Origin of the sequence: Pseudomonas sp. R84, from assembly GCF_009834515.1 — a bacterium.
In the GTDB taxonomy this organism is placed as follows: Bacteria; Pseudomonadota; Gammaproteobacteria; order Pseudomonadales; family Pseudomonadaceae; genus Aquipseudomonas.
Window position 1 is genome coordinate 5793931 of record NZ_CP019426.1, and the last position, 23593, is coordinate 5817523.

Consider the following 23593-nt stretch of genomic DNA (forward strand, 5'->3'; position numbering starts at 1 on the left):
GTCAGTCCCCCTGCTTCTTGGCGTTCGCGAGCTGGATCTCAAAGCACTTATCGCCCACGATCCCGGGTTTCTCATCCGGCTCGTCGAACAGCAGTTTCGAGACGAGTCGTATCTCCTCGGCAGGGCGTGAGTAAACGATCTTTCGGGAAGATGGCTTCTTGTCATCCGGTACCGGCAAAACCTTCGCTTTCTGGGGGTTGAATTCGATCGTGCCAGCGTTTTTTTTAGTAGCACTACGAGCGCCAACAACCTCAATAGCCTGGTTCAACGGCATCGGCTTGGCGGATTCCCAATGACTCGTCTGGTCGGCGCGTGGATGGTTCTTCCACTGGTTCGTGTAAGAAATCCATATGCGCATACCCTCCTTCATCTTGACGAGGGACTCCAACCAAACGTTCGAGGACGTGTCGAGTGCCCGCTTTGTCGTCGTAACTGGCAATTTGTCGGCATGCTTGGAACGGAACTCAATGATGCCTGTGATCATGGCGAACTGCGGGTGGTAGAGCGGAATGCCGTCGCCCCAGCCTGTCAGGCGGCTTTTATCTCCAACGATAACCGCACGGTCGTTGCAAAGTACTGTCCAGCCTGCAGTTGCAGAAGAGCGATCACGCTCGAAACCCGTATCATCTTCATCATCGTCGTCTAGGCTTTTCCCCGTATTGAGGCCTACGGAGATCGACACTAGCACCTCGTCAATCGTCGCCTGGTAAACGTAAGGGGCCGGACTGCCCTCTTCAGTCGAAACGAGAACCTGTACGGGGACCGCCTTCATAGGCGTGCCGTTCAGTGAGACCTTCAGGCCCCACTGAATAAACGTCGTAAAGTGCTCCGAAATCGCGGTGCTCACGTCGTTAATAAATCCCCCGTTAGAAAAATGCCGCGAGACACCCTCATAGAGATCAGTGACGTAAATCGTGGTGCCCGCTTCGTCAAGCCGCTCCTTTGTCTCAGTCGGTTCATTGATAGGAAGCGGATCCCAATTTTTTGCCTCCAGCCATTGCGATGTGATCGGCACCTCAAACATGTCATCACCATGCCGTGTTCGCACTAACGCGTTACGACCCATCTTGAAGATCGCTCGCTTCATGCCGACGCCGTACATACCAATGGTTTCTGCATCCGAGTCGCGGTCGTCGTCGGAATCGCGCCCCATCTTGAATGCGTAGTTAATGGCAACGTCGCGCGGGATGCCGCCGCAATTGTCAGCAATGGAGAAGTGATCTTCGGCGACCTTGATGCTCACAAAGTGCTTCGAGTAATCGACCTCATTACCGTGTTTCAGTCGCATTGCGCCATCAAGGCAGTTGTCGAGCAGGTCAAGGATGGCATCAACGAGACTGATGTCGCGCGTTAGCATCGATACGAAGAACTGCTTCGTTGGGCTGGCCTGAGCTGTGTCAGTGCTTGGCTTTGTCATAAAATGGTTCTCCCTATGCAATCCGATATCCTCGAAGCTATCTTCAGCTCGAACGTGAGCATGGTTTCAGTTCCTGTCATTACGCCCCCTTGTGATGGCTGTCCCGATGGCCGTACTTTTCCGTGTGACGGGCGATTGTCTTCCAATGCTTTACGTGCGGCGCTGGGAAATGCCTGCCACATGGAGGAATAGCCTTCGCGTTCCTCATCGACCAAAGTACTTTTCCAGTAGACATCCGCGAAGTCTTGCTTCGTGAAGATCAGTTCAGCGGAGTAACACTGATCGCTCATTGAGCCAACTTGCCGAAATCAAAACCGGACTGAACATCCTTATCCAAATTCGCTATCTGCGCTGTTAGTTTTAGAGTTTTATCTGACTTCTTGGTAGTGGGCGTTCCAGGTACACCTTCAACTAACTCTTCTTCATATCGCTCGTGATTAAGCTTTAAAAGACGACGCAATATCTCTAAACGAGCCGACTCGGAAATCGTAAACCGAGTTCCCAGTTTGGTTTCAAGAAAATCATGATCAAGCGCTAAGTCATCCCATCCATACGCAGATGCGACAGCCTCATCCATCTGGGCTTGAAGCAGTCTAAATCTAACGCAATCAACAGAAGTAATTTCAGGATTGTGAAGTCGGTTATATACTGATGTTAGACCCTCACGAAATTGAGTCATGACTTCCTTTCTATGCTCGTAATAAACTTTTCCTATCTGTTCAAGTCTGTCGGTCGTATCGCAAAAAGGAAACGTCGCAAATGCATCTTTATTTGAGTAACTCAATCGAGTTTCCAAGGTAGAGCTATTTCTTCTAACCCAACACTCATGCAGGCTTGATTGCAAAATACTGAAATACGCGTAGTCCTGAAATTTAAAAACCTTCAGCTTCTGTGAAATAACAGCATCAGGCTGAACAAAATCCAGGGCGAGATATTTTGCAACCCCTGAACAAACTAAAATATTTTTTCCTTTATCTAACTGCCTGAAAAATGCCTCTCTTCTATCCCAAAATATCCAATATCTATGCTCGTGGATTTGTCCCTTTAATCCCTCCCTATAAGGCTTGACCTCTCGGGTAACTATGTCAAATAAATCCGGAAACTCTTCGGCTTTGAATTTATCAAAATCTCCGAAATCTATTACATACCTAACCTTCCTTTGGGATGGATCATTCGTAACATCTTCTCCACCCAAATAAATCCGCAGAATAGTCTTATTTTTTGGATCACGATTAATCAGTTCGGCATACGCTTTTTCATCAACTAAAAATCCGTTTCCATGTATTTTAATTCCTTCGGCAATCCCACCTTTGTTTTTCTTCAGCGAAAAAGAATTAAAGCCATGCTCATTTTCCAAGGCACTTGAAATATTTACCACTGACGAACCATCTAAGTACACGGGACCACTCCAACTTCCCTTTAGGAGACCCACAACACTAATGTGCACACCAGCCTTTCCGGGCCACGGAACGGAATTATTCGCAAAAAATATCTTGCACTTCTTCTCTATTAAATACTCTAAGCCAACCTTTCTTGTGTCACCTTGTGCAATTGTATTTGTCGCGATAAAGCAAAAGCACCCTTCATTTTTGATAATTGATTGCGCCCGTCTAAAGAAGAATGCACTTAAATCCGCCGCCCCCTTTGAATATTCATAAGAGGTTTTCAAAGCGTTTTGATATTTTTCACCAAGAACTGTACCAATACGTTTTCCGCCCAAGAACGGCGGATTACCTATAACTCCATCAAACCCACCTCGCTCAAAGACCTCCGGAAACTCCAAAGCCCAATGGAAAGGACTCCGTGGTAGCTCGCCTGACAAAAGCTCAACCGACAGAGATCTCCTTGACTCAGCTATGGTTCCCCGTTCAGTCTTCTCGTCACCTTCAATATAGGCAGTCGCCCATATGGAAAGGTCGTCCATGGCCGCATCCAGCGTTCGTTGATTTCGATCAGAAGCTAATAGTTCACCGATCATGGCGTCGGCAATGTGTTCGATATGTTCTAGCTTCTGCCGGGCCTCTTTATCCAACCGTTCCATATAGTAGACATCCCTAATATCCCGAATCGGAGTACCTCGGAGCTGCTTGCGAAGCGCGATTGCCTCCTTGACCGCTTCTTGAATATCAGACGCGAAGATGAATGAGGTCTTTTTTTCTTCTGGGTGAAGAGAGAATTTTGTCAGTTGATCCAACTTATGAAGTCCGAGCAAACTGTCGCCGCAACGCAGGTTGTGGTCGAGGAAGCCGAAGGGGCGTCCCTTTGCCAGCGTCACCAGCCAGATGGACAGCTTGGCGAGCTCGACAGCAAGCGGGTTCAGATCGACGCCGTACAGACAACGCTCGGCGATGAGGCGACGCGCGACCACTGAGCGTGCTTCGCTGTCGCGGGGCAGAGGTTCCTTGATCACTCCTTCGTCTAGAACCTCGCCATCCACACTCACGGTTTTTCCTGTAGCCTCAATCTGTGACCAAGCCTCGACGAGGCGATCAGAGAGCCAACGGCAGGCTTGCACCAGGAATGCGCCCGAGCCCATGGCCGGGTCGCAGATCTTGAGGTCAAGCAGTTCGGCGGGCGAAATAAGCACCCATTGCTCGCGCGGTGTTCCCTCTGCTGGACCAACATAAGCCACCGGCGTGAGAGTCTCGGCAACGATTGTTTCGGTCAGCGACTTCGGGGTGTAGTGGGTGCCGGTTTCGCGTCGATCAGAACCCGTGGTGACAATAAAGGCACCTTTTGCATACACCAATGGGTAGCCCCATGGGTCGGCTCGCAACAAATTAGCGATCGGCAATAGACGATCACGCAGCGCCTCGTCGCCATGACAGGCCGTGAGCAGATGATTGGTCAGAGCGGCATCCACAACACCCGCCAAATCTTTGCGGATAGCACTTTCACTTCGCTTCAGCTCATCCGAACTCGCCAGTTGGCGAGTGAATTCATCCTCATCACGCCCTCGTAAAGCTTCCAGTTCACTCAAGGCATGAATAGTTTTTTTTGCGCCCTTGCCGCCGACCAGTTCTACCGTCACTGCATCTGTGCGTTTAACCGTACGCTCGAGCAAGCCTTCATAGACGTAGCCGATCTGCTCTACATCGAGCGCACGGTAAGACAGGGTACGGCCTTGGTATTGCTGAATTGCCTCCAGTAAGAGCAGCACGGTGCGATTGTCGATCGGCAAGGGTCGGGCATCATCCGTGCGCCAGTTTGAACCCATTGAACGGCCTTCGAGAAAGGGAAAACGATCCGGATCGAACAACGAGCCGCCCAGCGCCGGTAAACGCAAAGCCTCATGCTCAATGCCGCCATACACGGCACGGAAAGTCGCCAGCAAACGCGCCCAAGCGTCATGCCGACGCTCCAGCACCTCGTCCGACTCTTTGCGTAGCTGCATACGTAAGGTGGAGATGGCGTAGTTAGCCTCATAAGCTGCATCGCCCATCAGCAGCAGCCCGCGCTCCTCAGCCGACAACAAAAAGACCAGCCGCATCATGATGGTCAGGCCGGCTTCGTACAGCTGGGCAGGCGCCACATCCTGCAGCAACGTCCGACCGCTATTCAGGTCTTCTTTGTCGAGCGACTGGATAAGCACTTCGACAGCGCGACGTACCTGCTCACCCAATGCATCGGTGACCTCTTCCTGGTGTTGTAGAGATTCATCGAAAAGTGCAGGCAGCTGCTCACTAGCATCCACGAAAAAACGGCGAATACCTAACAGCGTGAGGAAGGCCTGGAGAGTTAATGGCTCTTGCCCCCACAAACGCGCATACCAACTAGCGTAGGTCACGACCGAGCCGACAGGCGCATCAATCAGCAGCCAACGTTCGCCATTGGTAATCAAACCCAAACGACAGCCAGTAGTACGACAGAGTTGTACCACCCGCTCGGCAGGAGTGGCCACCCAACCTTGCTGGCTGATGGCTGCATCCAAGTCGGTATCCGCTGGGTAGGTCTGGATTAGCAGCAGTGCTTTATCACCATTGACCAGCGCGTAATCCGGGCTTAGCGTGACACCATGTTCTGGCAGCGCGATGTGCAAGGTCGCCGGTATAGCCTCACCTAGCTTGAGCAACTCGCCCGAATCTTTCTCATCATATTCAAGGCCACGTGCCAGCACTTCGCGAATCCAGGCACGGTGTAATTCTTCGAGTTGCGGGTCGTCATTATCACGCGCCTCGCACCACTCATCGTAGGCCTGACGGAGGTACTTGCGTACGCGGCCATCGACAGCCTCCAGACCTTGTGGAAAGGCTTTTTTTAATACAGGTACAGCGAGGAACGGGCCTGAAATCTCGATCAGCGAAAGCCATTCGTCGTGGTTGTTGTCCTGGCTCATACGTGGCCTTCCTGTGCAAACGATGCGGGAACGATAAAGATGACAGCGATGGGAAAGGTGCGATCCTGCGGCGCGGCATAGCGCGCTTCAATAGCGCTGATTTCTTGTTCTCGCTCAACTGGAATGCGTGCTAGGCGCGCCTCCAGCGCTGACTTGTCACGACGCAGCTGGGTGTGCTCATCCTCACTGAACAGAGTCAATTGCTCAGGATCCTCTGCCTTGCGAAGCTCTGCACCAATCGCTCGCTCTAACTCACTCAATACGGCGCTAATGTCTTTCAGCTCTGAGTTCTTCCGGGTTTCGAGGGTGTTGCCCAGAGATTCGAGGCGGTTGCGCGAGCGCGCTTTAAGAGTTTGCTGAATAGACTCTTCGGCAGCACCGAAACGTGCTCGCAGGGTGTTGAACGCAACCGTTTCCAATCTGAACGGTTGCCCCTCATCCAGCCAAGCTTGTACACGGGCTACGCCCTCCTCTCGCTTGAAACCTTGCTCACGAAGGTAGCCACCGGCCACTGTTAGCTCTTCATGCAGGCGATGGTGGTTACCACCAGTAATGACCAATCGCGACACAACCACTACGGCAGGCGTATCAAGGCGATCGTCAGGCAGCACGCGAACGGTTACTCGATTGAGTTTTTTGTTGTCTTCCTGCGCCCAGACCTCAGCACGTAACAAACGCAGACACATCTGCACCAAGCGATGATTGAGGTGAACCAGTACCAGATCGTCGCGGCCCTTCGCGACTTCGTGATCGAAGGTCACGGGCCGAATCTTCCCGGTGAATGGGTGTTCTAGCCCCTCTCGGCAACGCTCCCAAGCGCCACCCAGCGGTGGTAGCTCGAATACGGCACCTGCCTCGAAGCCGGCCAATTGCAACGGTTTCAGCGCGGGTTTTTCGGCCAACGCCAAAGCAGTCTTGACCGCCATCAGGATGTGTTCTGGCGACAGGTGTAAGCCTTCTTTTGTCTCAATTAGGCGCTCATGCAGCTTGGCCACTCGAGAGTTAATTTCTTTATCCGTACGAACAAAGCGACGGGCCCGCTCAATCTTTGCCTCCGCCATGCGTGTGTCGAGGTCACGCAAAGAGCCTTCAATCAGCCCCGACATTTGCGGGGCAATGACCGGGTTAACACTGCCCATATCTGCACGCATTGAGTCGAGCTTGCGCAGTGCACGCAGAATGTCGTCCTTATGCCCACCGACAGCTTCGCCATCTTCTTTGACATCAACCGGGTGCCAGATAAGCACCTCTTTTGCCCGCTGACCGTGACGATCAATACGACCGTTGCGTTGCTCCATGACGTTGGGGTTGTAGGGGATTTCTAGATGGATGAGATAGTTACAGTGGTTCTGCAGGTCAATACCTTCAGAAGCCGCATCGGTCGCCAGCAAGATGCGCACTGGCGAAACATCCGGAGCTGCCTGGAAAGCCGCTTTGACCATCTCTCGGTCGTCGTGATCCATGCCGCCATGCAACTTCATTAGGCGGTCGCCACCCAAATCGTGGGTTGCCAGAACTCGCTGTAACCAATCTAGCGTCGTGCGGTATTCGGTGAAGAGAATTACACGCTTACCGTTCCAGTCACCTTTGGTTTTTAGATAGCTGTGGATCCAGGCGAGAACGGCTTCCGCCTTAGAATCACTCTGGTGCATCGCCTGCTGCGACCACTGACGTAGCTCGTCCAACAAAACACGTTCTATGTCATTCAAGGGCCGAGAATGACGGGTCGCTTCCTCGACAGCCTCTTGCTGCGCCGTCTCGACATCAGCGTCGTTGGCGTAATCCTCTTCAGCACGCTGAATGGCCTTGAGCAAGATGCGATCTGACAACCCGCCGCGATCCTTGCGAACTGCGCCGCTTTCCAATGTGGCAATATGTTTTGCCAAGGTCGAAGCGAATGCGGCCGGTGACGAGAACAGGCGCTTTTTCAGCAACTGATTGATGAAGGAAACGCCCGTGACACTACCTAGCTTAGCGTCTGCAACTTCTCGACTGGCGCAGAAAGCCTGCAGTTTGTGGTGGATTTCACGCTCTTTTGCGGTGTAGTCGACGCCCAGGGCCTCAAGCTTGCGTGGGGCGTAGATCAGCTGCCCATCCTTGTCGGTGATTTCACTTTTTAGTCGGCGAATCATCACCTGAGCGAGCTGTTTCTCATCCGGCAGGATGTTGCGGGCGAAACGCTGATCATCAAGCAACTCCAGCAGCGAGGTGAAAGACTCGGTGTAGCCGTTGTGAGGCGTCGCAGTCAGGAAAAGGTGATGCTGAAAGTGCGGCGCGATGGTGCGAATCAAGCGAGTTCGCTGACTCTCAAGCGCATATTGGGCACCGGCAGCCGGCGCCACGTTGTGAGCCTCATCCACGACCAATAGGTCGAACTTACGCGGATAATTAGCATTTGCCGGCAAAATATCGCGAAATGCCCGTAATCCTTCGCCAGCTTTAGCCCAGTCCATTGAGGTGATCAGGCGTGGGAACGAGTTCCACGGATTGGCGTGAATCCCACGCTCGCGACGCATCTCTTTAATGTACGTGCTATCGACGATACGGAATTCGAGCCCGAACTTCTCCGCCATCTCAAGGCGCCACTTCTCTTGTAGCGAGGCAGGGCAAACGATCAGCACGGTGCGTGCCCGATGGCGTAGCACCATTTCCTGGATGACCAAGCCGGCCTCAATGGTCTTGCCTAAACCAACATCATCAGCGATCAGCAGATTCACCCGCGCCATATCGATGGCCCGTACAAGCGGATCAAGCTGAAAGTCTTCCAGCGTCACACCACTACGAAAGGGCGCCTGCAAAAAGCCACGATCAGCATTAGTGGCTGCGCCCCAGCGCACGGCATCAAGGAAGGCCTCAAGCGTGTCGGAGTCATCTTGTCCCGTGATATCAGGAAGACCTGCGCGCTCAATGACGTGCGCCCCCGGCTCTATCTCCCAGATAACTTGTAGCTCTTCACCTAAAGCATCGTCATCGATCGAAGCTAGTGTGATGGCGTGCTGCTGCACGCTTCCCAGCTTTGATGAGTTAACCTCTGCGACAACCCATTGCCTGCGCCGCACCTCAACAAGCTGACCAGCCTCTGGGATACTTCGGTAGCTCCCCTCTTCCAATGCCGCAGTCATGCACTACTCCTTATTCAGCGCAATGCGTACAACCTACGATTGCGTAAAACCCTAAAACCTTCGGGCAATGCGAAAGCCTGCCGGGCAGATAGGGCTGAATGATACATGGGTGACTCAACCGATTAATGCGTTTTAGTAGCATAATGATGGTAAACCCCCGTTTCGTGTAACGCGCCTCCGTGCAAAAAACACGCGCAACCGGAAAATCAGAGAATCTGGTGAAAAACGGCGGAATTGAGCCGTTGCTATCATTTTGCAGGAGAGCTATAAACTCGAAGTCAGTCATAGGGCTAAAGCAGATTTACCCTTGAACAACTATTCAGCAGTAGCCGTTGTGCTGAGCATCGCTCTCTACGCAAGGCCCGCGTGGGGGGACAAATGGGGGGACAGAAACGCTAGTTTTCGCCAACTCCAATAAAATATGGCCATAATTCAAAAATAACGCCGCCCACAAGCCGGCTTTTTAATGCCTGCAAAAAAACACGTTTACCTTGGCGAGCTTGACTCAACACTTGCCAACCCTAACCCCCTCAGTGCTAAATCCTGCCCAACACCCACCCCCTCTTTTTTTACCCGCATCCCCGACCCCGGCCGGATTCCGGTATTGAGCCTCACGGGAATCCATGGAATGGCCCTGCATATCCCGACCCTGCTGGTCGTTTCGGTCTTCGTCTTCTTTTTGATGGGGCTTTTGACGCTGCACGCCTGGTATCGCGAAACCCGCGAGCCGCCACTGGCGTACCTCGGCAGCATGATGCTGCTGGGCGCCTTGGGCGTGGTATTGGTCAGTTGGCGTGATCGAGGGGTCGACTTCATTCCCATTGTGTTCGGCAATGTTGTTCTATTGCTCAGTGCAGCGCTGAACTGGACGGCCATGCGCACGCTGGTCGGGCGCAGACCGTCAGTGTCCGGCATTCTGGCGGGGGCGTTCGCCTGGCTGACCTTGTGTCTGATTCCCGCCTTCTACGAGTCGATGCCAAATCGGGTTTTAATCTACTCCTTGCTGGCATTCGGTTACGGCGTGCTGACAACGCTAGAGCTCTGGCGCAGCCGCCACACTCTGAACGTCGCGTTTATGCCGGCGCTGGTGCTGACCGTTTTGCACACGGTGTTCTACGCCGTTCGCAGTGCGACCGATGAAGGGCTGCCGGTGACAAAGGCGCTGCTGGGCAGTGGCGAAGGCGTGCCGTTTTTCTCGTTCATGCTGTTCGAGTCGATGCTGTATGTCATCGGTATCGCCTACATCACGCTGGCGATGGTCAAGGAGCGTGCCGAGCTCAAGCTCAAAGCGGCGGCGTTCAGCGATCCGCTGACGGGCATTGGCAATCGTCGCGCGTTCATGATGAACGCCGGGCAGTTGCTTACTGAAAGCCAGCAACACGCAGAACCGGCGGCTTTGCTGCTTTGTGACCTGGATAACTTCAAGCGTCTGAATGACACCTATGGCCATCCCGTTGGGGATCAGGCGTTGATCGCGTTCGGCCGGATCGTGGCCGAGAGCCTGCGTAAGGAAGATGTTTGCGGGCGGATTGGCGGTGAGGAGTTTGCCTGCCTGCTCAACAATTGCGATGAGCAGACTGCACTGGAAATTGCCGAACGGATCCGCCGTTCGTTCTCGCAATTGTCGATTCTTGAGCCGGGGCTGCTCAGCGTCAGCATCGGAGTTGTGACTACCCGTGAATCCGGATACGACTTGTCACGCCTGCTATCGGAAGCGGATCAGGCGCTGTACGGCGCCAAGGATCAGGGGCGTAATCGTGTACAGACTTTGCGTTCGCTGTACCTGACGCTGATGTAACTCTTGAAAGCCAGCCATTTCGGCTCAAGCAAGCGTTGCGATGTCTAAACTGAAATAGCCTCCGTTACCGAATCAACAAGCGGGAATCTCTGTTTCAAGCGCTCAATCGTCCAACGCCATTTAGGTGTAGTAGGCCGACAAATCGTATTTTGGTTACCAAACATCCCTATTTCCCGCACAGCCTGTTCTAGCGGAACGGTCTCAAGCCACTCAATCGGAACGAAGTATTCACACCGCTCTGGGTCATCCACAAACTCAGCGTGATATTTCGCACGTTTTGCAACCTCAAGCACAGGTCGCTCAATCCCATTCTGTAAAACCGTAAACGCCTCTGCAGGCGTGGCGGTTCCACGAACCAGTCCAACGCCAACGTAGCCTTTTTGAGGAATGTTGACCCAAACTCGATCCCCCGGCGCTAAGACCTGCAACGTCTTGCTGTACCAAGTACCGCCGCCACCGGCAATAAATCCAAACTCTACTGCGTCAGCCCAAGAGCGAGAGATGGAATCCCCAAACGAGCAATAGAACTCGCCATTCCAAGGTTCGTTATGACCTTCGCTCGTCGACACCGCGTTGACTTGAGTATGAACTGGGTCAAGCAGCCAGGATCGACTCAACAATTGTTGGTCGCCAGCTTCGAAAATCTGAAAACACAAAACGTTAATCGGAATATCTCGTTTGCTTAGGTATTCAACGATTCGCTCACTGCTGGAATCCAACTCCGTGGCGACAATAATCAATTGATGGGTTTTGTTCAGTTCATCTTCATCCAGTACACGCCCAAAGCGAGCTAAAAAATCTACGTCCAAACTGCAGCCGGGTTTGAAACGTTTGTAGATTGCTGCGATTTCATCCCCCCGCAAACTTTCTACCCAAGCCGCGTAATCCAAGGTCTGAGCGACGACTTCTCTAGGAGTACGATCACGTTTGAGCTCAATCAAGACCAACGCGCCATCAGGTGCAATGGCCAACAAATCGATTCGCCCTCCGGCACCAGTATTTTCTTGCCGACCTATCAGCATCCATTCATCCGAGAGAATGCTGGGCGAACTGATGATCATCTCTTCCAGCAACTGCTCACTTGCCAACCTGCTCTGACGCAGCTTGTTCGGTGACAGTCCAACCGTCCAGACATCCGTTTTGATGGGCAAGTGATGTGTCCTTAAAAATCTTATGGATGCTAATTCAATAATTTGGTCAGCAACCTGCTGACCAATCCCCCTCACGGATAACTGAATGACTTCACCAGCGTCAGCTCACCCACCGCGCGCATCGGGATCAGAAACGTCTGCATTTTCTCGCTCGGTGTGCCTTCTTCAGTAATCACCGTCACCTGCGCCGTGGTCAGCGCCTGCACCGCCTCTTCGCCGCCCTCGTCATCCCCGCGATAGCCACCGCCGTAATAATTCACGTACACCAGATACTGCCCTTTGATCGGCGCCGGCATGGCGAAGATTTCCGGGCCATAACCGGTGGTGACGTCGACGTCGAGCGCGGCGCCGTTGGCGGCGCTGCGGTTGCCGTACCAGATGTGCGCGCCGTCAGGGGTGACGAGGTGCAGGTCGAGGTCGGTGCCGTCACTGTCCCACGCCAGCAGTACGCGCAGTTTCGCCGGGGTCGCGCCGCCGCTGGTATTGAGGAATTGTGTGCGGTGACGTTGCTGACCGTCGGGGCTGCGCACTTCGACGCTGTTGCTGCCATTGGGGAACGAGAACGGGCGATCGAAGCGGCCGCTGTCATCGATTTTCAGCGGCATGCTCACGCCATTGACGATCAGCCGTCCGGGTTCGTTGCCCTTCTGCGTAGCTTTGATTTCGCCGCTGATGCGTGCAGTGTTGGCCTGGCCCACCGGGGTGTTGACCGATGAGGCTGGGTAGTTGACGGTCTGGCGGAAGCTTTCCCCTTCGCCTTCGGGGGCGCCGCTGCGCCAGCCGCCGACTGGGGTGTCGAGTTTGACGCCGTCGGCAGCGATGGCCGGCGAGAGCGCAGTCAAGGTGCAGAGCAGCAGCAAGACCTGTGGATAACGGAGTGTCATGGTCTATTCCAGCAAAAGGTGACGGGCAAGCCCTTCGATGTAGGTTTCATCCTGGCCGTTGGGATGCGCTTCAAAAGCCAGGTGCAGATATTCGTGGGTCAGGTCGAGGCGATCCTGCAAAGTCAGCACGCCGCGTACGTAAATGCGTTGGCGTTCACGGTCGACGAAGGGACGGCCGAAGGCGAGTTTGCACACGGCGAAGGTGCTGACTTCGTTGTAGCCGGTTTCGCTTTCCAGCTTCGGGCGCCAGCCACGTCGCTGTTTCTGCAGCCAGTCTTGCGCGGCGGGCAGCGCTTCGCAGGAAGCGACCGGGTTGTCCCAACGGCTAAGGCTGGCGCGCGGATAGGCATGTAGCAGAATCGCGTCGTAACGCTGACCGGCATTAGCTTGCGCGACGGCTTGTTGCCAGGCGAGTTTGTCCGGGCCGGGTTGATCGGAGTGATAGGTGACGGTGCTGCCGGCCAGTACCAGGTCTGCCGTCCAGGCGGCGATATTGCGGGATTCGGCCGAGGCTGGACGCGGGGCGACGCGCTGGCGATTGCTGCTGTCATCGATGCTCAGGCAGTCGCCGTTACGTGTGGCGTTTTGCAGCAGATAAGTGCGGATCGCTACGGCCAACGCCTTGGCCGCTTCGGCGGGTTCGGATTTGGCTTCGCGCTCAAGGACGCGAGCGACATATTCGTCGCGATCAAGCCTTGCGACGAGTTTGTCGTTGAGCAGAAACAGTTCGCCGTCGCTGTGGATATCCAGCGCGTTGCCGTTGGCGAATTCGACGCGGTAGTCGCCATGCAGCGGGCCGGAATTCACTACCTGCTCGCCAGCCAATACACGCCTAAGTGGATAGCGTGAAAACAGACCGACCTGAACACAACGCCCCGCCTCTGCCGGCCAAGCCGCAGGTAACACCGTCGCTAGCGCTTGCCCGTAATGACGTAAAACCATCTGACTAGTGCCGCGCCCGCCTGCCCAGACCGGCGAGCCATCAGCCGTCCAGCCAGCGAATCCACCCTGTCGCGATTGCGGATCCTGATCACCGAGCCAGCTCCAGGTTTTCACCCGTAGACGTCCGCCAAGTTCACCAACGACATTGCCATCCGCCGCATTCAGCACTACATCGAGTAGCACTCGACGTGCCTGATCCTGAGCCGGCAAAGTGGCCAATACTTTCAGCAACTCAACCACGGAAACCCGTTGCGCCGGCTGCACCGACGGCAAGTCGAGCAACCACGACGGCGCCTGCCGCGCCTGCCAATAGGTACGCCAATCCGCCGCTGCAATCCCCAACCGCGCCGGCTCAAAATACAACCCGCAGGATTTCACCAGCGCCTGATCGCGCTCGATCTTGCCGCCCGCCGAGCAGCAATAAACCTCTTCCTTCGACTGCCCGCGACACTCATACGCCGGCTCCCGCGCGCCGGTGTCCACCAGCCACGCGTAGACAAACAACTTCCACAGACTGCCCAGCGGCGTATCCAGCGATGACGGCAACGGTTCACGCTTGATCAGTTGCGTCTGACTCAACGACAACAATTCGCCCTTATAGGCGACGCGCAACGGCTCATCCTGCGCCGTCGCCAGCGCAGGCATCACACACATCAGCAGCCACAGCAGCGGCCGGGTCATGTCAGTTGACCGTGACCTGACCGAGGGCGGCTTTCGCTTCCTGGGCCTGATGCTGCGGTGCGTAGACCTGCTTGAAACGCACCGGCGGCAAGTTGAACTGGCCCTTCTGCGAGAAGCGCACCAAGTGGCGCAGGCGCAACTCGCCGCTCAGCGCATCGACCGGCACCGCGTAGGCCAACTGGCCCGGTTCGAAACGCGCCTTCTCCAGCGCAGTCGGTTCGTTGCCGTCCTTGCCCTGCAACTTGATGCCCCACGTCGTGCGCTCAACATCAGCGCCCGGTGGCAGTGGCACTTCGAGCATGCCGTAGCGCAGTGGTTTCGGCGCTTTGCTGGTGAGGATCACTTCGTCCAGATACAGGCTGTCGCTGGACAGCGGCTTGGTGCCGACCGGCTCCAGTTTGAAGGTGAACGCTTCATCGCCCGGCACCAGTCGCGACAGGCGGCGGGTGATGGTCACGGCCATTGGATCGACTGCCGGTTGCTGAGTCTGGAAGCTCAGCGCCGCGCGCAATGGACGCTCTTGCGTGCCGGACACTGTCAACACGCTCGGCACCGGAGTGGCGCCCTGCCAAGTCCAGTACATCTCACCGGTTGCACCGTAGTTTTTCTTCCAGCCTTCAGCCGGCGTCAAGGCAATGGTCGGCGAAGCCTGAGCGATACTGCGTTGCAGCCAGGTCAGTGCCAGCGCACGTTCGAGGGTCGATTGCTGCGGCAACAGTCGTTGCAACAGCGCTTGCGCACGCGCCTGATCGAACGGTTGCAGCGACAGGTTCAGCGCCTCGGCAAACGGCTGCGAACTGACCGACAGACGCTGTTGTGCAGCGCCCACCTGACGATTGAACGCGTCAGGCAAGGCGACTTTCGACTGCGTGGCCAAAGAGGCGGTTAACACCCGTGCCGCTGCCAGACCGAGCGCCGAATCCGGATCACTCATCACCAGACTGTCTTCGCCATCGTCCATCAGCGTTTCAGCGTTGCCTTCGCCGGCCTTGGCCAGATCGTCCATCAAACCGCTGAGCAACGTGTTCACCGGCAAATGCATCTGCTTGGCGAACGACAGAATCAGCGCCCGTTGCAGCAACGGCGTGTTCGGCGCCTGCTTGGCGTAAACCTCCAGCACCCGCTGCCAGTGCTCCGGCGGCAGGGTCAGCTCCAACACTTGGCTGGCATTCCAGTCGGCGTAATAGGCGTAAGCGGTGAGGAACGCATCCGGCTCACCGTCGTAACCCCACCAGGTGAAACTCGCCGATGGCCCGGCCATTTGCACCAGACGCAGACGGCTGTTCTGCATGATCAGGCGCAAGCGATCACGGATCTGCGGATTCGACGCCAGCGACGGATAAGCGATGCTCAATGGCAGCAAACGACTGGCCGTCTGCTCGACGCCGCCGTACGGATAGCTGAGCAGATCATCGAGTGCCGAGCGGAACAACGCTTGCGGACTGTCATCCAGACGCAGGCGAATATCCGTGGCATCCGCCGGCAGGCTCAACGGCGTGTCACCACTGGCGACATCGAGGCTTTGCGTCTGCGTCACTTGCCAGCCGTCACCGGTCGCACTCAGGCGCAAGGCGAGAGAGTCGGCAGTCTTGCCGTCCTGCACCAGCTCCGCCGTCCACTCGCCGGAAGCCAGGGCGAATGCCGGCAGCGGTAGGTAGTTGATGCCGTTGTTGAGGGTCACAGGGACACGCTGTTCAGCGCCTGCGTAGTGAGTGACCAGTTCAGCCTTGACCGGTTTCTCGGCCTGACTGAACGCGAACACACCGAGTTGCGGCTGATCGCCTTTGCGGAATTTGCTCGGGCCGCTCCACTTCAGATACAGCGGTTTTTCCGAGCGAACGAACTGCTTCCTCTGTCCGACCTGACCGTCATCGGCGATCGCGCGGGCGGTGATGCGCCAGCGGGTCAGCGAGTCCGGCATCTTGAAAGTGAAGCGGGTTTTGCCGTCGGCACCGGTCAACAACTCTGGCTGCCATGCGGCGGTATCGATGTCTTCACGACGCGGCCGCTCCAGCACTTTCACCCCGCGCTCGCTGCGGTTGGCTTTACCCGGTGCGCCGGGGCTACCCGGCAACGCGACGTCGTAACTGATGAACGACAGACTCGCGCTGGTGCGCACGTTGTTGCGGCGCGGGTGATAGAAGAACTGGTCGATGGTCGGCGCGACTTCCGGTTGCAGCGCATAAACCATTTCGTCAACGACGCTGACGGTCAGATGCGCCGGAACGGCTTTGCCGGCGAACTGCGTGGTCAGGTCAACCGTGACCGTGTCGCCCGGCAGATACACCGCTTTGTCGGTGTTGATCGCCACGTCGATTTGCGGCGCGACCACTTTGATCCCGGCGTTCTGAAAGCTGTACTGACCGCCCTTGGTGTAGAGCACGGAGAAGGTCAGGTTCGGTGCAAAGTTGTCCTTCACCGGGATACGCGCGCGGTATTGAGTGTCGCTGAGTTTTTCCAGTTTCAGCCAGTCGCCGCCCTTGGCCAGCAGCGCGGTGTCTTCGACCTTGTCGCGTTCCAGCGAAAGCAATGCATCGCTGACCGTTTCCGGGAAGGTGATCAGCGCCAGCGCTTCATCGCCAGCCTTGTACTCAGGCTTGTCGAGGACGATTTCCACAGTGCCCGGCACTGCTTTGACGCCATCGCCAGTGACCGAATGACCGGTGGCGCCGAGGACGCGACCGTGTTGATCTTTCAAGGTCAGGTTGTAAGTACCCGGACGCTCGAAAGCGAGACTGAAGCCTTTATCCGTCGCTGCGAGTTTGCCTTCACCGGTGCTCTGGTCTTCCAGACGCACCCAGCCATACGTGCTCGGCGTCACCGCTTTGCTTTGCTCGGTGCCGCCCTCGTTGGCGTAGCTGAACGCAACCTTGTCGCCGACTGCACTGAAGCGTTGCGGCGCGCTAACGCGGAAGCTCGCGGCGCCACGGTCGATGAGGACTTCCTTGGTGGTCTTGACCCGATACGCCGCGCCATCGCTGGCAAACACGGTGAGCATGTAGCGGCTCGGCTTGTCGGCGGCCGGCAGGTCGAGGGTCGCGTTGCCTTTGCTGTCGGTGGTCAGTTCGGTGCTGGTCAGTTCCACCGGGAATTGCCCGAGGTATTGCAGCTCGTTGTCGACCATCGACAGTTGTTGAGCGCGCAGGCTCAGGGTCAGTTTGGCGTTGGCCACCGGTTTGCCGTCCGGATAGAGCAACACCAGACTGCCTTTGACCGGCTCGCCGGTGCGGTAATCCTGCTTGGCCAGGTTCAGCGAAATTTCAAAATGCGGTTTGATGTATTCGGCCACACGGAAGGCGCTGCTGTAGGCCTGATCCTTATAGTTGAACCGAATCTCGTAACCGCCCGCCACCGCGTTGTCCGGCAACTGGAAACGGCCCTGAGTACCGGCCTTCGAATCGAGTTTCAGGTCAAGATGTTGCAGCTCGGTGCCGGTGGCGTCGAGCACGCTGACCGTGACATCCGCCGCGCCCGGCAACACCGAATCCCGCGCGTTCTTGAACTCACGACCGACGATTTTCAGCGACACCCAATCACCCGGGCGATACAGCGGCCGATCGGTGAAGGCATACAGTTTGGTGTCGTAGATTTCGCTGTCGTAATAGAAGTTTTCAGAAACAAAGACGCCGCCCTCTTCATCCTCGCCGATGACGAACGAACGCTCCGGGCTGACGTGTTTCAGGCGTAGCAAGCCATCGGCATCAGTCGCGCCACTGCTCATCACGCCGAGGCCGTCAGTCCACAGCACATTGACCTTCGGTACCGAATTGCCTTCGTGTTTGCGCGCGGCCCAGACCAGCAATTCGTCGCCGGCAATCTTGCTCACTGCGACGGTGTTGGAAACGAAAACCATGGTGGTCGCGCGGTACTTGCCGATCAATGCTTCGACCAGATACAGACCCGGCTTCAGATTGCCCAACGGGATGTAAACGTTGCCCGGCGCAACACTGACGACATCGCTGGAGGAGCCGGCCAGATTGACCCCGGCCGGCGGCTGAATCGGCTTGGCCTGCCACAACGGATAACGGAACTGGCTGACCACCGGTAGACCCGGAATCAGCGCAAATTGCGGTTGCGCGTCGTACGGCGTCGGTGCGGCGATGGCATTGCCCATCTTCAGTTCCGGCACTTCTTCGGTGACCTGTTTGCGCGACTCATAGGAGAAAGCACGCTGCATCACCCGACGGGATTTGCGGTACCAGTTGTCCCACAAGTAAGCGAGGGTGTTGGACAGGCCTTCACCCTTGAATTGGCCGTCGCTGACCACGCGGTGCAGGTTCTTCTGGCGCTTGAGGAAATCCAGCGGTTTGTCGATGCGATACACGCGAATGTCGGCGCCGCCGTACGGTTCCATGCGAAAACGACGGTAGTCACGGCCCGGCGCTTCGAGGCGCACCATCGCCTGCTCGTCCGCCGCGAAACTACTGTCGGCGAGGAGGAAAAAGCTCTCACCGGACACCGGCGTATAGCCGCTCGGCTCAACCGAATCTTCGGCGTTAACGGTCGCCAATGGCAGCAACAGCGCCAGCAGCAAAGGAATTCGCGAGCAGATACGCAACATGCGGGCACCGGTCATTGGGAGAGAAAGTTCAGTCGATAGACGCCGATGAAGTTGGGGTTGGCTGCGTCGGGTATCCATCGGGTGTCCTTCCATGTCATGAGTTGCTGCAGGCTTGCCGAACGCATGCCGTTGTCTGTGGGAGTAGTGGTGCCGGTGTGATAGGCGATGTAGCGGCCCATCCAGATCATCAGGTGCTGGTCGTCGCCCTGATCGAAAAACATCAGATCACCGGGCCGTGCTTGCGACACATCGCGGCTGACCAGGTGGCTGTTGAACTGAATCAATTTGATCGCGTTGACGTACGGCCCGACCTTGCCACCGCCCTGCTGCCATTGCTGGGCGAGCTTGCGTTGCTCATCACTGAGCGAAAGCTCCGGCGGCAGATAACGATTGGACAGGCCATTGCTACGCAGCCATTTGTCGTCGTGGACTTTCAGCGCTTCGTTGGCGGCAAAACGCACCAGCCCGGCACAGTCTTGCTGATACCAGCGCGGGCTCGGGCCTTGGCTCAGTTGCTCTTGGGCAATACGCACGAACCAGGCGCGAAACACCTGGGATTGCGCCGGATCCAGTGCCGGCGTTTCAACGGCGCGGGCGCCCGCGCTGAGTAACAGCGCGAGCAGGCCGAGGCTGCGGATCAGTGTCGTCACAGCGCTTTCCACTCCAGCGGCAGCCACTGCCAGTGGCCGTCAGGCTCGCTGCCTTCAGGCAAAGTCAGGGCATATTTGCCGTAGCCGCCGAGGGTACGCAGTTTCGGAATCAGGTAGGTTTGCGCGGCGTTGTAGAACACCGGCTCCATGTCCTGTGGCAGGCTATCGAGGGTTTCCTGTTGCATCAGTTGCGCCATCGAATCCGGGCCGAAGTAGATCGGCATCAGCACATCTTTGGGCAGCACGTCGGCCATTGGCGGGAAGCGCTTATCGAGGGTGCCGAGGGCCTTGTCGACCAGTTTGTCGTCGAGGGAAAACAGCAGTGTCGAGCCGTGACGGGCGAGGCTGACTTTCATGAACGCCTTGCCGCTGATTGCGTCCGGGTTCTCGGCAGTCTTCGCCGCATAAGGGCCGAAGTTGGAACTGACCTGACGCTGCCAGACGTGGCTCTGGCCTTCCTGCTTCTCGACCACCGGGAACACGTTTTCGTCGACGTTGGCCTCGAACGCGCCGACCATCGAGCCAAACAGTTTGCCGAGGTCGCCATCGAGTTTGCTGCTGTCCTCGTCTTTCAGACTGGCCACCAACAATGGCGTGTACAAACGCGAATCGGCGTACCAGCACAGGCCTGCCGCGCCGGCCACATGTTCGGTGAGGGTCTGCGCTACCGCTTCTTCGGCGCCGAGTTTTACCAGCAATGGTTTTTGCGGTTCGGCCGCGACCGGCAAGGTTACGCAGGCACTGGCGCCCAGCGGCATTGCTTGCCAGACCGGTTTGAAATCGAAGTCGGGCTGATTGTCCAGCTCGTCCATGGCGAGGTAGCTGTGCCAGCCCTTGTCGTCCATGTCGAAGCGCAGCCCGGCGAAGTTCGGGATGAAACGTTGATAACCCATGGCCAGAACGCTGGAGTTGACCGACAGGCGTTGCTTGGTTTCCGGGGCTTTCGCTGGCAGACCGAACGCTTCGGGGAACAGTTTTTCGCCATTGAGCAGCGCCGCCAGCGCTTGTGGCGAGACATGGCCCGATTCTTCGGAGACGCCGCTTTCGGGGTCGTAATACTTGGCCGGATTTGACAGCACCACCAGTTTGTCGCCGTGAGAGGCGAACAACAGGGCTTTGCTGGCGTTATAGGTCAACTGATACAGCGGCACGCTATCGCCGCCGACTTTGAGTTCGCCCATCTGACTGAGCTGCGTGTCATCCAGCGCTACTTTCGCCAGCGGCTCGAGCAGTTTCGCCAGCCCACCACGGTCCATCACCAGCAGGAAATCTTTCAAGCGCCCATCCGCGCCACGCCACAGCGCAACGTCGGCTGGCTGATCGAAAAGTTGCTCGATCAGGCTGTCCTGCAGTTTCAGGTCATGCTCGTAGATGATCCGGCGCAGACTGCCGATCAAGCCGAGGCGATCAGCATGGGTCTCGTAATAGAAGACGAAATCCTCGGTGAGCGTGGCCTTGAGGAACGGCACCGTCAGCAGGTCCTTGGGCAACTGACTCAGCGAGCGGGTCTCCAGCAACGCGTCCGGACGGCTCAGGCCAAGCTTGTCACTGGCCAATTCCGCCGGCGGTGCCTTGGGCTTGAGCAGCAGCCAGCCAAAACCACCCGCCACGCCGGCCACCAGGCATAACCCGGCCAGGAGCAAAGGCCAGCGCCGCGAAGGTTTGGCCGCTGGCGTGTCGGCAGCCGGAGTAACAGTGTTATCGCTCATCTTCTCGCTCATTTCCCAAAGCTCAGGATTTCATCCGTGGCGGAATGCTTAATAGTTGAAAGTCTTGACCAGCAGCAGATCACCGATCGCCCGCAGGGGCACGATGAACGTTTCGCGTTTTTCGTCGACGGTGTTTTCGTTGAGCACCAGCGTGATTTGCGAGGTGATCACCTCGTTCTGGTTGCTGGTCTCCTCGAAGTTATAGCCGCCGTTGCCGAAGTTGCCCCAATAGTTGACGTAAACCAGATAAGTGCCATGCAGCGGCGCGGTCATGGTGAACATTTCCGGACCGGGGCCATCGACGCCATCCGGGTCCAGACCACCGCCATTGCTCAACGCCGGCTGCGCCCAGAACGCATGCTGACCATCCGGCGTGACAATGTGCAGATCGAGCTCGGCTTTCGGATCGTCCCAGCCCAAGACAAGACGAATCCGCGCCGGCGTGCGCAAATTGTTTGCTTCATAAAATTGCACGCGCTTGAGCGACTGGCCCTCGGCGCTGATCACCTCGACACTGTTGGAGCCGGCGCCGAACGCGTACGGCCGGGCGAAACGGCCCTGGTCGTCGGTGTACAGATTCAGTGGATTGCCATTTACGGCGAGACTGTGCGGCGGGCGCATATGGCCGATGGCCTTGAGCTGGCCCTGGATCATCGTGCGATTGCGCTGGATGCCGCGATCGATCGGCGGCGTCGGGTAGGCGACTTGCGGGTTTTCCGTGCGGTCGAGCAAGCCCTGATAGCGCCAGCCGCCGACCGGCTCCGACAGCTCGGCCGTCGGCGCGGCCAGCAGCGCGGGCGCGCAGGCCAGGCCGATCAGCAGCCAAAGAAATGAACGCATGTGATGCCTCCTGCCATGCCTGAACGAAACCTTGCACCCGATCCTCGGTACTTCACAGCGGTGAAACTGCGTTTCGTCTGAAAGACCCGTGACTATGGGGTCGTAGAAGGCGCGAAGATTAGCGATTCGGCGGTTTTTTAACAATCAGATACATGTGCTGTTGCTGTAGGAAACCTGCTTTTTAAGGGGCGTGAGCCGAATAGAGAGATTATTCGGCTCACAAAATGAGCCGAATAGGTTTCAGCTTTCCAGAATCGCCTCAGGAAAAAGGGCCGGTCGCACCCCGCTCATTTGCCCATACCCCCCCTATCTGCTAGTGTCGCGCCGGTTTAACGTCAACCGGAAATCGCCGCCATGGCCCGCAAAAAAGCTGCACTGGATTTCGAACAGTCCCTCGCCGACCTGCAAACATTGGTCGAGCGTCTGGAGAACGGTGAATTGTCGCTGGAAGACTCGCTGACCGCTTTCGAGCAGGGCATCGGTCTGACCCGCGATTGCCAGGCAGCGCTGGCGCAGGCCGAGCAGAAGGTGCAAGTGCTGCTGGAGCGCGATGGCGAACTCGCCGAGGAACCCTTCGACGCGGAACAGCCAGAATGATTGCGGCGTATACGGCGACCAGCCAGACCCGGGTCAACGCAGCGCTGGAAACCCTTTTCAATGCGCCGCTGCCAGAGTTGGCGCGGCTTTACGAAGCCATGCGCTACAGCGTGATGAACGGCGGCAAACGCGTGCGCCCGCTGCTGGCCTACGCCGCGTGCGAAGCGCTCGGTGGCAGGGCTGAACAGGCCAACGGCGCAGCCTGCGCGGTTGAGCTGATCCACGCTTATTCGCTGGTGCACGACGATTTGCCGGCGATGGACGACGACGATCTGCGTCGCGGCCAGCCGACCACCCACAAGAAATTCGATGAAGCCTGCGCGATTCTGGCCGGCGACGGTTTGCAGAGTCTGGCGTTCAGCGCCCTGCTCGACCCGCGTCTGAGCGATTGCAGCAGTGACATCCGCCTGCAAATGGTCACCGCGCTGGCTAACGCCGCTGGTCCGGCAGGCATGGTCGGCGGTCAAGCCATCGACCTCGGTTCGGTCGGCCTCAAACTCGATCAGAAAGCCCTCGAACAGATGCATCGGCACAAGACCGGCGCGCTGATCGAAGTCAGCGTCAAACTCGGCGCCCTGGCCAGTGGTCGTGCCGAGCCGGATGAACTCAAAGCCCTGCAGACTTATGCACAGGCCATCGGCCTGGCCTTTCAGGTGCAGGACGACATCCTCGACGTCGAAAGCGATACCGAAACCCTCGGCAAACGCCAGGGCGCCGATATCGCTCGGGACAAGCCGACCTACCCGGCGCTGCTCGGTCTCGACGCCGCCAAGGCCTACGCCCTGGAACTGCGCGATCAGGCCCTGCACGCCCTGCGACCGTTTGACGCGGCCGCCGAGCCATTGCGCGAACTGGCCCGGTATATCGTCGAGCGGCGCAACTGACGGCGTATCCGCCAAAAAAGA

The 23593-nt window shown here is 57.1% G+C and carries 13 protein-coding genes; 3 read left to right on the top strand and 10 right to left on the bottom strand.

The window, feature by feature from the left end:
* Window position 1 precedes the first annotated feature (1 nt).
* The 3 genes from PspR84_RS25645 to drmD all read right to left on the bottom strand — a co-directional run bounded on the left by PspR84_RS25645 (window position 2) and on the right by drmD (window position 8875).
* Entirely contained in the window at window positions 2–1417 is a 1416-nt protein-coding gene (locus tag PspR84_RS25645; protein WP_160059579.1) for an ATP-binding protein, read from the bottom strand.
* A 286-nt stretch (window positions 1418–1703) separates the two neighbouring features.
* On the bottom strand, window positions 1704–5753 hold the full coding sequence (locus PspR84_RS25650; protein WP_178121148.1) for a DNA methyltransferase: 4050 nt from the start codon (window positions 5751–5753) through the stop codon (window positions 1704–1706).
* Window positions 5750–8875 (bottom strand): DISARM system SNF2-like helicase DrmD, encoded by a 3126-nt coding sequence (gene drmD / locus PspR84_RS25655; protein ID WP_160059580.1) that lies wholly within the window; start codon window positions 8873–8875, stop codon window positions 5750–5752. Before drmD ends, PspR84_RS25650 begins: the two co-directional genes overlap by 4 nt.
* A gap of 628 nt (window positions 8876–9503) precedes the next feature.
* Between drmD and PspR84_RS25660 the strand changes: the two genes are divergently transcribed.
* Complete coding sequence (locus PspR84_RS25660) at window positions 9504–10673, top strand: diguanylate cyclase (RefSeq protein WP_160059581.1); 1170 nt, start codon at window positions 9504–9506, stop codon at window positions 10671–10673.
* A 44-nt stretch (window positions 10674–10717) separates the two neighbouring features.
* Here PspR84_RS25660 and PspR84_RS25665 read toward each other — a convergent pair whose 3' ends face one another.
* From PspR84_RS25665 to PspR84_RS25695, 7 genes are all read right to left on the bottom strand, one after another.
* The gene (locus tag PspR84_RS25665) at window positions 10718–11824 is read right to left on the bottom strand and encodes an endonuclease NucS domain-containing protein (protein ID WP_160059582.1); all 1107 of its coding nucleotides are present in this window, start codon (window positions 11822–11824) and stop codon (window positions 10718–10720) included.
* A gap of 71 nt (window positions 11825–11895) precedes the next feature.
* Window positions 11896–12708 carry a DUF2135 domain-containing protein gene (locus PspR84_RS25670; protein WP_160059583.1) on the bottom strand — a complete coding sequence of 271 codons (813 nt, stop codon included), beginning with the start codon at window positions 12706–12708 and terminating at the stop codon, window positions 11896–11898.
* Window positions 12709–12711: 3 nt separating this feature from the next.
* The gene (locus PspR84_RS25675) at window positions 12712–14331 is read right to left on the bottom strand and encodes a DUF2300 domain-containing protein (RefSeq protein ID WP_160059584.1); all 1620 of its coding nucleotides are present in this window, start codon (window positions 14329–14331) and stop codon (window positions 12712–12714) included.
* 1 nt (window position 14332) lies between these two features.
* Window positions 14333–18907 (bottom strand): alpha-2-macroglobulin, encoded by a 4575-nt coding sequence (locus tag PspR84_RS25680; protein ID WP_160059585.1) that lies wholly within the window; start codon window positions 18905–18907, stop codon window positions 14333–14335.
* Window positions 18904–19542, bottom strand: coding sequence for a DUF1175 family protein (locus PspR84_RS25685; protein WP_127929933.1), 639 nt, complete (start codon window positions 19540–19542; stop codon window positions 18904–18906). The genes PspR84_RS25680 and PspR84_RS25685 overlap by 4 nt, the downstream gene beginning before the upstream one ends.
* Window positions 19539–21251 carry a DUF2138 domain-containing protein gene (locus PspR84_RS25690; protein ID WP_160059586.1) on the bottom strand — a complete coding sequence of 571 codons (1713 nt, stop codon included), beginning with the start codon at window positions 21249–21251 and terminating at the stop codon, window positions 19539–19541. The genes PspR84_RS25685 and PspR84_RS25690 overlap by 4 nt, the downstream gene beginning before the upstream one ends.
* Before the next feature lie 48 nt (window positions 21252–21299).
* Complete coding sequence (locus PspR84_RS25695) at window positions 21300–22091, bottom strand: DUF2135 domain-containing protein (RefSeq protein ID WP_160059587.1); 792 nt, start codon at window positions 22089–22091, stop codon at window positions 21300–21302.
* A 354-nt stretch (window positions 22092–22445) separates the two neighbouring features.
* On the opposite strand from PspR84_RS25695, the gene PspR84_RS25700 reads away from it, so the two are divergent.
* Window positions 22446–22688, top strand: a complete 243-nt coding sequence (locus PspR84_RS25700; RefSeq protein WP_003228627.1) for an exodeoxyribonuclease VII small subunit — start codon at window positions 22446–22448, stop codon at window positions 22686–22688.
* Entirely contained in the window at window positions 22685–23572 is an 888-nt protein-coding gene (ispA, locus tag PspR84_RS25705; RefSeq protein ID WP_160059588.1) for a (2E,6E)-farnesyl diphosphate synthase, read from the top strand. Before PspR84_RS25700 ends, ispA begins: the two co-directional genes overlap by 4 nt.
* Window positions 23573–23593 lie beyond the last annotated feature (21 nt).

Bases quoted from the DNA above. Each gene is read 5' to 3' on its own strand.
- PspR84_RS25645 (WP_160059579.1), bottom strand. From the start codon at position 1,417: ATGACAAAGCCAAGCACTGACACAGCTCAGGCCAGCCCAACGAAGCAG.
- ispA (WP_160059588.1), top strand. From the start codon at position 22,685: ATGATTGCGGCGTATACGGCGACCAGCCAGACCCGGGTCAACGCAGCG.
- PspR84_RS25680 (WP_160059585.1), bottom strand. From the start codon at position 18,907: ATGACCGGTGCCCGCATGTTGCGTATCTGCTCGCGAATTCCTTTGCTG.
- PspR84_RS25695 (WP_160059587.1), bottom strand. From the start codon at position 22,091: ATGCGTTCATTTCTTTGGCTGCTGATCGGCCTGGCCTGCGCGCCCGCG.
- PspR84_RS25670 (WP_160059583.1), bottom strand. From the start codon at position 12,708: ATGACACTCCGTTATCCACAGGTCTTGCTGCTGCTCTGCACCTTGACT.
- PspR84_RS25700 (WP_003228627.1), top strand. From the start codon at position 22,446: ATGGCCCGCAAAAAAGCTGCACTGGATTTCGAACAGTCCCTCGCCGAC.
- drmD (WP_160059580.1), bottom strand. From the start codon at position 8,875: ATGACTGCGGCATTGGAAGAGGGGAGCTACCGAAGTATCCCAGAGGCT.
- PspR84_RS25675 (WP_160059584.1), bottom strand. From the start codon at position 14,331: ATGACCCGGCCGCTGCTGTGGCTGCTGATGTGTGTGATGCCTGCGCTG.
- PspR84_RS25650 (WP_178121148.1), bottom strand. From the start codon at position 5,753: ATGAGCCAGGACAACAACCACGACGAATGGCTTTCGCTGATCGAGATT.
- PspR84_RS25660 (WP_160059581.1), top strand. From the start codon at position 9,504: ATGGCCCTGCATATCCCGACCCTGCTGGTCGTTTCGGTCTTCGTCTTC.
- PspR84_RS25690 (WP_160059586.1), bottom strand. From the start codon at position 21,251: ATGAGCGATAACACTGTTACTCCGGCTGCCGACACGCCAGCGGCCAAA.